General features: G+C 71.4%; 10 protein-coding genes and 1 pseudogene. 2 read left to right on the forward strand and 9 right to left on the reverse strand.

Translation table 11 applies throughout. The features are described from left to right. On the reverse strand, positions 1-1,437 hold a 1,437-nt coding region (locus tag E1193_RS25255; RefSeq protein WP_132185679.1), incomplete at its 3' end, for an MFS transporter. A 108-nt stretch (positions 1,438-1,545) separates the two neighbouring features. Between E1193_RS25255 and E1193_RS25260 the strand changes: the two genes are divergently transcribed. Both E1193_RS25260 and E1193_RS25265 read left to right on the forward strand, forming a co-directional pair. Beyond that, positions 1,546-2,205, forward strand: a complete 660-nt coding sequence (locus E1193_RS25260) for an HNH endonuclease family protein (RefSeq protein WP_132185680.1) — start codon at positions 1,546-1,548, stop codon at positions 2,203-2,205. Positions 2,206-2,246: 41 nt separating this feature from the next. Next, on the forward strand, positions 2,247-2,600 hold the full coding sequence (locus E1193_RS25265) for a hypothetical protein (RefSeq protein ID WP_243707884.1): 354 nt from the start codon (positions 2,247-2,249) through the stop codon (positions 2,598-2,600). A gap of 35 nt (positions 2,601-2,635) precedes the next feature. Here E1193_RS25265 and E1193_RS25270 read toward each other — a convergent pair whose 3' ends face one another. The 8 genes and pseudogenes from E1193_RS25270 to E1193_RS33410 form a co-directional block, all read right to left on the reverse strand. Further along, positions 2,636-3,739 (reverse strand): oligopeptide/dipeptide ABC transporter ATP-binding protein, encoded by a 1,104-nt coding sequence (locus E1193_RS25270; RefSeq protein WP_132185682.1) that lies wholly within the window; start codon positions 3,737-3,739, stop codon positions 2,636-2,638. Beyond that, a complete protein-coding gene (locus E1193_RS25275) occupies positions 3,736-4,851 on the reverse strand; it encodes an ABC transporter ATP-binding protein (RefSeq protein WP_132185683.1) in 1,116 nt (371 codons plus the stop codon). Before E1193_RS25275 ends, E1193_RS25270 begins: the two co-directional genes overlap by 4 nt. 179 nt (positions 4,852-5,030) lie before the next feature. Then, on the reverse strand, positions 5,031-5,993 hold the full coding sequence (locus E1193_RS25280; protein ID WP_132185684.1) for an ABC transporter permease: 963 nt from the start codon (positions 5,991-5,993) through the stop codon (positions 5,031-5,033). Then, positions 5,993-6,994: an ABC transporter permease gene (locus E1193_RS25285; RefSeq protein WP_132185685.1), complete on the reverse strand. Its 1,002-nt coding sequence runs from the start codon at positions 6,992-6,994 to the stop codon at positions 5,993-5,995. The genes E1193_RS25280 and E1193_RS25285 overlap by 1 nt, the downstream gene beginning before the upstream one ends. A gap of 84 nt (positions 6,995-7,078) precedes the next feature. Then, positions 7,079-8,737: an ABC transporter substrate-binding protein gene (locus tag E1193_RS25290; RefSeq protein WP_132185686.1), complete on the reverse strand. Its 1,659-nt coding sequence runs from the start codon at positions 8,735-8,737 to the stop codon at positions 7,079-7,081. 278 nt (positions 8,738-9,015) lie between these two features. Continuing rightward, the gene (recR, locus tag E1193_RS25295) at positions 9,016-9,609 is read right to left on the reverse strand and encodes a recombination mediator RecR (RefSeq protein ID WP_132185687.1); all 594 of its coding nucleotides are present in this window, start codon (positions 9,607-9,609) and stop codon (positions 9,016-9,018) included. Between the two features lie 8 nt (positions 9,610-9,617). Further along, positions 9,618-9,926, reverse strand: coding sequence for a YbaB/EbfC family nucleoid-associated protein (locus E1193_RS25300; RefSeq protein WP_243707885.1), 309 nt, complete (start codon positions 9,924-9,926; stop codon positions 9,618-9,620). 109 nt (positions 9,927-10,035) lie between these two features. Continuing rightward, positions 10,036-10,880 (reverse strand): annotated as a pseudogene (locus E1193_RS33410) (DNA polymerase III subunit gamma and tau); the annotation flags it as partial.

The raw sequence follows: 10,880 nt of genomic DNA on the forward strand, positions 1-10,880 counted from the left end.
GGTCTGGGACGCGACTCCTTCCCCGGGCGGGCGACGGACCAGCAGGGCGGCCGTCGCCGCGCCGGCCAGCAGCAGCCCGGCGCACCAGCCCAGCGCCTCCCGGTACGCGGCGGTCAACTCGGCTCGCTGGGCGTACCCGGTGCCGGAGAGGCCGACCAGCAGCGGCAGCGCGGCCACCGCGAGCAGGCCGCCCGCCCGGGACGCGGCGTTGTTGAAGCCGCTCGCCACCCCCGCGAACCGGTCGGGGACGGCAGCCAGCACCGATGCGGTCAGCGGCGCCACCACCAGGGTCAGCCCGAGCCCGAAGAGAGTGACCCCGGGCAGCACGTCCACCCAGTACGACGCGCCCGCCTCGACCGGGCGCAGCAGCAGCAGGCCGACCGCGGCGACCACCGGGCCGGCGGTCAACGGCACCCGGGGCCCGATCTTCGCCGAGAGCGCGCCGGCACGGGCCGAACCGAGCAACAGCAGCACGGTCATCGGTACGGTGGCCAGCCCGGTCTTCAGCGCCGACCAGCCGACCGCGTTCTGCAGGTGGACGGCGAGGAAGAAGGTGAACCCGCCGAGCGCCGCGTACACCGCCACGGTGAAGACGTTGAGCACCGGGAAGATCCGACCGGTGAAGAGCCCGACGGGCAGCATCGCGGCGTCGCCCCGGCGCCGTTCCAGCAGGGCGAAGCCCACCGCCGCGAGCAGCCCTACCAGCGCGGCGACCAGCACCGGCGCCGAGGCCAGGCCGCGCGCCGGCGCGTCGACCAGGGCGTACGTGACACCCGCCAGCCCCAGCGCACCGAGCAGCGCCCCCGCCACATCGAACCGTTTCCCGCCGGTACGCGAGGCGTCGGAGTCGCGGCTCTCCGGCACCCAGCGCAGCGCGGCGAGCACCACGCCCACCGCGACCGGCACGTTGATGAAGAAGATCCACCGCCAGGAGAGCGTGTCGATCAACCAGCCGCCGAGGAACGGCCCGAGCGCGGCGGACACACCGGAGAGCCCGGACCACGCGCCGATGGCCCGGCCCCGGTCGTCGGGGTGGAAGCTGGCCTGAAGCACGGCGAGCGAGCCGGGAGTGAGCAGTGCGCCGCCGGCCCCCTGGAAGAAGCGGGCGGCGACCAGGGCGCCGGTGTCCTGGGCCAGCCCGCACGCGACGGAGGCGACGCCGAACCAGGCGACGCCGACCAGGAAGACCCGCCGTCGGCCGAACCGGTCGCCGAGCGCCCCGCCGAGCAGCACGAAAGCGGCGAGGGTCAGCGCGTAGCCGTTGACCGTCCACTGCAGACCCGCGACGGTCGCGTCCAGTTCCGCGCCCAGCCGGGGCAGCGCCACGTTGACCACGGTGCTGTCGAGAAAGACCATTCCGGAGGCGAGGACCGCCGCCAGCAGAGCGCCCCGGCCGGCCCCGCTGGAGAACCGGAGCGCGTGGGCGGGTGCAGTCATGGGTACCAATCTTCCCGAGGTCGAGTGGGAGAACCCCCGAAACGCCGAAACCGTGCCCGGGTACTGTGCGGGATCGCCGGGAGCCCGCAAGCTGGAGAGGTGTCGTCTGTGCGTACCAGATCAGGAGCCCGCGCAACAGTGGCGGTGACGCTCGCCGCGCTGCTCGCCCTCGCCGTCGGCGGGTGTGAGGTCACCATCGACGAGCCGGCGGCGCCGCCCAGCGGCGCCGGTGACGTCGGCGAGCAGTTGACGGAGCTGACCGTCGCGAGCGCCGGCTCGATGCGCGGGTACAGCCGGGCACGCTTCCCGCACTGGCGGAAGACCGGAAAGAACTGCGACGTCCGGGACACCGTCCTGCAACGCGACGGCAAGGACATCCGCCTCTCCGGATGCAACGTGGTGGCGGGTCGCTGGGAGAGCGCCTACGACGGGCGGGCCTTCACCGAGCCCTCCGGGGTGGACATCGACCACATGGTGCCGTTGGCGAACGCGTGGCGCTCCGGGGCCGCCGAGTGGGACGACGCCAAACGCGGGGACTTCGCCAACGACCTGACCCGACCGCAGCTCATCGCGGTTTCCGCCAGCTCCAACCGGGCAAAGGGTGACCAGGATCCGTCGCAGTGGAAACCGCCGAACCGGTCGTACTGGTGCACGTACGCCGCAGACTGGGTGGCGGTGAAACACCAGTGGCGGCTGACGGTCACCAGCGCCGAGAAGGACGCGCTCAGCGACATGTTGGAGGGGTGCACGTGGGCGAACAAGCCGTGACCGGAGCCGGGGACACACCACTCGGGCCCACCACTGCCGGGATGGCCGCCGACGGCCGGCCGGCCGGCTCCGCCGCCGTGCCCGGCGCCGGGATGAGCGCCGACGCCTCCGTGGCAGCAGAGCGCTCTGCTGCCACCGAAGCGGCGCCCCGGGAACTGATCGCGGACCTCGTCGCCGGCCCGGGCGGGGTGATGACCGACGAGGTCGGCGTGATCACCGGCGAGTTGACCCTGAGGACGACTTACGCCGACGGCCAGGCGCACCTCTCGGTGCAGTACAGGGACGCCGACGAGTGGTACGCGGTGACCGGCGGCACCGCGCGGCTGGCCGATCCCGCCGGGCTGGACGCGGTGCACACCATCGCGCTCGGCCTGCTCAACCGGCCGGAAGGCTGACACCGGCCGGACGGGACCGCCCCGGGCGGCGCCGGTCAGACGTACGAGCCGGGTTCGGTGGGCGCGGAGACCACGCCCGGGGTCTCCCCCTCACCCTCGGGGCGGACCACCTCTGCGCGGACCGCGTGCGGGCGCAGCTCACCGCTGGCGATCTGCTCCGCCCAGTGACAGGCGACCCGGCTGGCGCCGATCTCCCGCAGCGCCGGGCGCTCGTCGGCGCAGCGGGTGGGCTGCGCCCACGGGCAGCGGGTGTGGAACCGGCAACCCGGCGGCGGGTTCGCCGGGGAGGGCAGATCACCGGCGAGCAGAATGCGCTCCCGCCGGTCCTCCACGTCGGGGTCGGGCACCGGCACCGCCGACATCAACGCCCGGGTGTACGGGTGCAGCGGCTCGCTGTACAGCCGGTCGCCGGGTGCCTCCTCGACCAGCGCGCCAAGGTACATCACGCCGACCACGTCGGAGATGTGCCGGACCACGGCGAGGTCGTGCGCGATCACCAGGTAGGTGAGGCCGAGGCTGTCCTGAAGCTCGTCGAGGAGGTTCACCACCTGCGCCTGGATCGACACGTCGAGCGCGGAGACCGGTTCGTCGGCGACAATCAGCTCCGGGCCGAGCACCAGCGCCCGGGCGATGCCGATGCGCTGCCGCTGCCCGCCGGAGAACTCGTGCGGGTAGCGGGAGAGTGCCCAGCGGGGCAGCCCCACCGCGTCCAGGGTCTCGCCGATGATTCGCCGCCGGTCGTCCCGGTCGGTGCCGATGCCGTGGGTCTGCAGCCCCTCGGTGAGGATCGATTCGACGTTCTGCCGGGGGTCGAGACTCGACATCGGGTCCTGGAAGATCATCTGCATTCGCCGGCGCATGGTGCGCAGCCTGCCGGCGGGCAGCGTCGTCAGCTCGACCCCGTCGAAGACGACCTCGCCGCCGGTGGGCGGGGTGAGCTGGAGCAGCGCCCTGCCGAGCGTCGACTTGCCGCAGCCCGACTCGCCCACCAGGCCGTACGTCTTGCCGCGCGGGATCCGCAGGTCGACGCCGTCGACCGCCTTCACGTGGCCGACCGTGCGGTCGAAGATCACCCCCCGGGTGATCGGGAAGTGCACCTTCAGGTCGCGGACCTCGACGAGGATGTCGTTGTCGGTCACGGCTTCTCCTCCTCGCGCGGGGCCGGGCCGAGGCCCGGCACCGTCGGCGGGTCGTCCGGCACGGCCTGCGCCGGCACCGATCCCGGCTCGACCTCGGTCGGCGCCGTGGCCCGGATGTCCGCCCCAGGTGTCACGCCGGGCAGCGGCGCCGGGTTGACACACCGGTAACTGCGGCCGTCGTGGGTGAGAACCAAATCCGGTGGCTCCCCGACGCACTCGTCGATCCGCCGGGAGCAGCGCGGGGCGAAGGCGCAGCCGTCCGGCCAGGGCAGGACGTCGCGTACCGAGCCGGGGATCGGGTTGAGCCGCTCTCCACGGCCCGCGTCCAGGCGCGGCACCGAACCGAGCAACCCCACAGTGTACGGGTGCCGTGGCTGCCGGAACAGCGGACGGCGGCGGGCCGTCTCCACCACCCGGCCGGCGTAGAGCACGTTGACGGTGTCGCACAGGCCGGCCACCACACCCAGGTCGTGGGTGATCATGACGAGGGCGGTGCCGGAGTCCCGGACCAGCTCCTTGAGCAGCTCCAAAATCTGCGCCTGGATGGTGACGTCCAGCGCGGTGGTCGGCTCGTCGGCGATCAGCAGCCGGGGCTTGCAGGCCACCGCCATGGCGATCAGGGCACGTTGCCGCATACCGCCGGAGAGCTGGTGCGGGTATTCCTTCAGGCGCCGCTTCGGGTCGGGGATGCCGACCCGGTCCAGCAGCCGCGCCGCCTCCTCCCCGGCCGCCGCGCCCCTCATCCCCCGGTGCCGGGTGAGCACCTCGGTGACCTGCAATCCGATCGGGATCACCGGGTTCAATGAGGAGAGCGGATCTTGGAAGATCATCGCGACGTCCCGGCCACGGATGTCCCGGCGGGACCGGTCGTCGAGCTGGAGCAGGTCCGTGCCGTCGAAGACCGCCTTGCCGTCGACCCGCACGCCGGGTTGCCTGGGTAGCAGGCCCATGACGGCCAGCGACGTGACGCTCTTGCCGCAGCCGGACTCACCGACCAGACCCACCACCTCGCCCGCGTCGACCGAGAACGACACCCCGTCGACGGCGCGTACCGGCCGCTGGCCACGGCGGGAGAAGGTGACGCAGAGGTCGTCCACTTCGAGCAGTGCCATTACCGGCCCTCCGTTCGCGACTGCGGGGCTCGCAAGCTCACTCCTCGCGCTTCACACCGCAAACCCCTCGTTCGCGACTGCGGGGCTCGCAAGCTCACTCCTCGCGCTTCACACCGCAAACCCCTCGTTCGCGACTGCGGGGCTCGCAAGCTCACTCCTCGCGCTTCACACATGTCGGCCTACTTCCGGAGCTTCGGGTCGAGAGCCTCGCGCATCGCCTCACCGAGCAGGGTGAACCCGAGCGCCGTGACGATGATGGCGAGCGCCGGGTACACCGCGAGCCCCGGCCGGATGTCGAGGTACTGCTGCGCCTCGGCGAGCATCACGCCCCACTCCGGAACTGAGGAGTCCGGGTTGCCGAGGCCGAGGAAGGAGAGCGCGGCGGCCTCGATGATCGCGGTCGCCAGGGTGAGGGTGGCCTGCACGATCACCGGGGCGAGCGAGTTCGGCACCACGTGGGTCAACGCGATCTTCGGCTTCCGCACGCCCAGCGAGGTGGCCGCCAGCACGTAGTCGCTGTTGGCCTGGGAGATCATCGAGCCGCGCAGCAGCCGCGCGAAGACCGGCACGGAGACCACGCCGACGGCGATCATCACGGTGGTCAGGCTCGCCCCGAGCAGGGCGGCGATGCTCACCGCCAGCAGCAGGCTCGGCATGGCCAGCATCATGTCGATGAACCGCATCAGGATGCTGTCCAGCCGGCGACCCCACCGGCCGCCCAGACCAGCGGCGGCGCCCGCCACCCCACCGATCAGCGCGCCGACGGCCAGGCCGATCAGCGTGGAGACCACACCGACCAGCAGGGTCTGCCGGGCCCCGACGATCAGCCGGCTGAACTCGTCCCGGCCCTGGTGGTCGTAGCCGAGCCAGTGGTCGCCGTCGGCGCCGGGGATGACACCGGGCCGGATCAGCCCCTCCCGGATGCCGATGGTGTCGCTCGGGCTGTAGGGCACGAGGAAGGGTCCGACGACCGCCACGATCACGAAGACCGCCAGGATGGCCGTGCCGATGATCGCCGCCGGATTGCGGCGCAGCCGGCGGAACGCCTCCTGCCAGAGGCTCACCCCGCGCTCGTCGTCCCGGGCGGCCAGCTCGGCGAGCCGGTCGATCTTCTGCTTCTTCTTGCCGGGCGCGATCGTCATCAGACCCTCACCCTCGGGTCGATCAGGCTGTAGGAGAGGTCGACCAGGAGGTTCACCAACACGTACACCACCGCGATGATCAGGATGAAGCCCATCAGCACCGGATAGTCCCGCTGGCTGATGGCGTCCGCGACGAAGGCCCCGATGCCGGTGAAGCCGAAGACCGTCTCGGTGAGCACCGCGCCGGAGAGCAGACCGCCGGTGAGCAGGCCGATCGAGGTGACCACCGGAAGCATGGCATTGCGCAGCACGTGCCGGCGGCGGACCGTGGACTCGGTCAGGCCCTTCGCCTCGGCCGTGCGGACGAAGTCCTCGTTGAGCACCTCCAGCACGCTCGCCCGGGTGATCCGCACGATGATGGCGAGCGGGATGCTGGCCAGCGTGAGACCGGGGAGCACCAGATGCCACAGCGCGTCGGCCGCGGCGTCCCACTCCCGGGTCAGCAGGCCGTCGAGGACGAAGAAGTTGGTGATCCGGGTGGCGTCGATGGTGGGGTCCTGCCGGCCCGAGGAGGGGAACCAGCCGAGGTTCTCCGAGAAGATCGCCTTGAAGACGTACGCCAGGAAGAAGACCGGGATGCAGATGCCGATCAGCGAACCGCCGACCGAGAGGTGGTCCAGCAGCCGACCCCGACGCCGGGCGGCAAGGTAGCCCAGCGGGATGCCGACGCCGATCGCGAGCACCAGGGCCATGAACGTCAGCTCGACGGTGCCGGGGAAGCGTTCCACGAACTCGGTCACCACCGGGCGCTTGGTGGCGGTCGAGGTGCCCAGGTCCAGGCGGATCAGCCGCCGCACGAACCGCGCGTACTGCACCAGGATCGGCTCGTCGAGGCCCATGTTGCGGCGGATCGCGGCACGCATCTCGGGGGTGCCGCGTTCACCGAGAATCGCGGTCTCCGGGCCGCCGGGCAGCCGACGGAGCCAGATGAACAGCAGGAGGGAGAGCCCGAACAGCGTCGGGATCAGCTGGAGCAGGCGTCTGACGATGAACCGGAACACGGCGGCCTCGAAGGGGGATGGGGAGGGGTACGGGCGGGCGTCGTGTGCACGACGCCCGCCCGCGTTCCTTGCCTCAGGTCAGGACTACTTGAACTCGGCGGTGGCGTACCGCTCGTCCGTGAGCGGGCTGGCCTTGATGCCGGTCACGTCCTTGCCGAACACGATCGCCGGCGGCGAGTGCGAGATCGGCACACCGGGCAGGAAGTCCATGACGGCCTTGTTGAGGGCCTTGTACTTCTCCACCCGGGCCGCCGGGTCGGCGGTGGTGTCCGCGTCCTTGAACTGGTCGAAGAGCGCCTGGTTGGTGTAGCCCCACTCGTCCTTCGGCCGGTCGAAGAAGGTGCCGATGAAGTTGTAGGCGTCGCCGTAGTCACCGGTCCAGCCGAGGAAGTGCAGGTCGTGCTTGCTGCCGGAGGTGGTGGCGTTGAGGTAGTCCGGGCTCCACTTCAGCGGGATCGCCTGAACCGTGATGCCGACCGCCTTGAGGTCCGCCGACAGCAGCTCGAAGAGATCCTTCGGGTTCGGCATGTACGGGCGGGTGACCTCGGTCGGGTAGTGGAACCGCAGGGTCAGGTTCGACGCGCCGGCCTCGGCCAGCAACTGCTTGGCCTTCTCCGGGTTGTAGTCGTACTTGGTGACGTCGCCGTTCCAGCCCTCGACGGTGTCCGGCATGAAGTTCACCGCGACCTTGGCGCCCGGGGGCAGCTTCGAGTCGACCAGCGCCTGCCGGTTCAGGGCGTGCGCGATGGCCTGCCGGACCTTCAGGTCGGCCAGCTTCGGGTTGCCCTTCTGATTGATCGCCAGGTAGAGCACGTTGAACGCCGGGCGGGTGAGGACGTTGAAGCCCTCGCTCTTCAGCGGCTCGACGTCGGCCGGGCCGACCAGGTCGTACCCCTGGATGTCGCCGGAGCGCAGCGCCTGCTTGCGTGCGTTCTCGTCCGAGATGGTCTTGAAGATGATGGTCTTCAGCTTGGCCTTGTCGCCGTGGTAGTCGTCGTTGCGCTCAATGGTGAGCGTCTTGTTGGCGACGTCCCAGGACTTGAACTTGAACGGGCCGGTGCCGGTCGGGTGCTGCGTCGCGTAGGACGGGTACTTGATGTCCTCGGCGGTGCCGCCCACGTTGCTGGCGTCGTACTGCGCCAGCGCCTTCGGGCTGTGGATGGAGAACGACGGCAGCATCAGCGCGGCCGGGATCTTGCTGGAGACCCGGGTGAAGGACAGGTCCACTGTGGTGGCGTCCTTGGCCGTGCAGGACTTGAAGAGGCTCGGCGGCAGGTCGGCGCTCTCGTTCTCCGCGAAGCCGCCCATGACGTCCTGCCAGTACGCGGTCACGTCCGGGCTCTGCATGAGGCCCTTGGCGTTGTACCAGCGGTTGAAGTTGACGCAGACAGCCTCGGCGTTGAAGTCGGCGCCGTCGTGGAACTTCACGCCGGAGCGGAGCTTGAAGGTCCACGTGGTGCCGGCGGCGTCCGGGGTCCAGGATTCGGCCAGGCCGGGGGTGACCTTGGTGCCGCCCTCCTCCGGACGGACCAGCGTCTCGAAGACCTGGCGTGCCACGCGCAGCGACTCACCGTCGCTGGCGAAGCTCGGGTCGAGCACCTTCGGGTCTCCGGCTACGCCGAACACGAGGGTGTCCTTCTTGCTACCGCTGCTGTCGTCACGGTTGCTCTCGGCGCAGCCTGCTACCGCGAGGGCCGCGACCGCGACGGCCGCGATCGCGGCCTTCGGCCTGGGTGCACGCATGGTGCTTCACCTCGTCCTTGGGGGTACGTCAGTGTGGTGACGTGGTCACCGATGGCGGTGACCATAGCCTCCGCGTGGACGCTGCGGAAACCGGCGGCTGGCGGGTTGGTATCGGATCGTGTCCCAGGCACGAAGGAGCCAAAGAATCAAAGGTTATGGCCCCTATTGACAGTTGATCCGAAAGTGCGATGCCAAACTGTTACGTCGCCGGCTCCGCTGCGGCCTCCAGGTGTTAGATCGCGTGACGAGGCTCCACCCGGGACACTGCGGCGGGTCACTCACACCGCGCGCCGCCCCTCGAAGGCACGGCCGAGGGTGATCTCGTCGGCGTACTCCAGGTCGCCGCCGACCGGCAGGCCACTGGCGAGCCGGGTCACCGCGATCCCCATCGGCTTGACCATCAGGGCCAGGTACGTCGCGGTCGCCTCCCCCTCGGTGTTCGGGTCGGTGGCCAGGATCAACTCCCGGATCGCCCCGCCGCCGAGCCGGGTCATCAGCTCACGGACCCGCAGGTTGTCCGGCCCGATCCCCTCCAGTGGATTGATCGCCCCGCCGAGCACGTGGTAGCGGCCACGGAACTCACCGGTCCGCTCGATGGCCACCACGTCCTTCGGCTCCTCGACCACGCAGAGCACCTCGTCGGTGCGGCGCGAATCCCGGCAGATCCGGCACTGCTCGGACTCGGCGACGTTGTAACAGGTGGTGCAGAACCGGACCAGGTCCTTGACCTTGCGCAGCGCGCCGGCCAGCCGGTTCACGTCGGCCGGATCCGCCGACAGGACGTGGAACGCGATCCGTTGGGCGCTCTTCGGGCCGACACCCGGCAAGCGGCCCAGTTCGTCGATCAGATCCTGGATGGCGCCTTCGTACATCTGGCGGCTCAGAACCCGGGCAGGCCGAGGCCGCCCATGCCGCCCGCGACCGGGCCCATCTTCTGCTCGGTCATTTCCCGGGCCGCCTCGGCGGCGTTGTGCAAGGCGGCGAGCACCAGATCCTCCAGGGTCTCGACGTCCTCCGGGTCGACGGCCTTCGGATCGATCCGAATGGCCTTGATCTCACCGGCGCCGGAGACGGTCGCGGTGACCAGGCCACCGCCGGCGGTGCCGGTCAGCTCCGCCTCAGCCAGCTCGGCCTGGGCCTGGGCGATCTGCTGCTGCATCTTCTGCGCCTGCTTCAGCATCTGCTGCATGTTCGGCTGTCCACCTGGGCGCACGGATGGCTCCTTCTCGCACTCGTCTGCTCGGCCGCGCCCAGCCTAGCCGGACGGCGGCACCCGTCCTCGTCGGCCGGCACGCCCCTCAGCGCGCGTCGACCTCGTCGATTCGCTCGGCGCCGAACGCCTCCCGGAGCAGCGCCACCGCCTGCTCCTCGCTCGACTGCCGGGCGGTCCGCTCGTCGATCACCTCGTCCAGCGGCTCGTCACCCGGGTCGAACCCCTCGTACGCCGGGGCCGCCGGCTCGGCACGGCCACCGCCGCGCAGCGGCCCGTCGTAGTCCGGGTCGTACGGCGGCTCACCGGCCCAGTCCGCCTCGGCGGTCCGCCGCGCCGCCTGCGCGGGCCGCTGACCCTTGTTTGCGCCCGCCGCGGCGGCGGCCGCCCGGGCCGCCGCGATCGCGCTGCTCACCGGGCCACCGGACGGCTGCTGCGCCGCCGTCGGTGCCACCGGCTTCGGCACGGCCGTCGCCGCCGGCTTCGGTACGGTCGGCACCGCCGTCGCCGGGGCAGCACCCGGACGCGCCGGCTCCGGCTGGTCGGCCGCCACCGCCGCACCACCGGGACGAGCCGCCTCCGGCCAGTCGTCCCCGCCACCAGGGCGCGCCGGCTCTGGCCACTCCCCGTCATCGGCGACGCCGTTTGCACCGGCCAACCGGTCACCGGGACCGGTGTCGTGGCCGCCCGGGCCGCCGCCGGAAGACATCGGCGCGCCGCCGGAGCCCGCCGGACCCGCACCTGAGGCGTCCGCGCCGCCGACCCCACCCGCACCCGAGACGCCCGAACCGCCGACCGCACCCGCACTCGGGGAACCCGACGCGCCACCCGGTCGCGCCGGGCCGTCGGGGCGGGACGCCCCGTTTCCGCCAGTGGCGGAGTCGACCGGCCGGGCCGGGGACGTCGGGCGGGCCGGCCCACCCAGCGACACCC

This window comes from Micromonospora sp. KC606 (genome assembly GCF_004348675.1).
In the GTDB taxonomy this organism is placed as follows: Bacteria; Actinomycetota; Actinomycetes; order Mycobacteriales; family Micromonosporaceae; genus Micromonospora.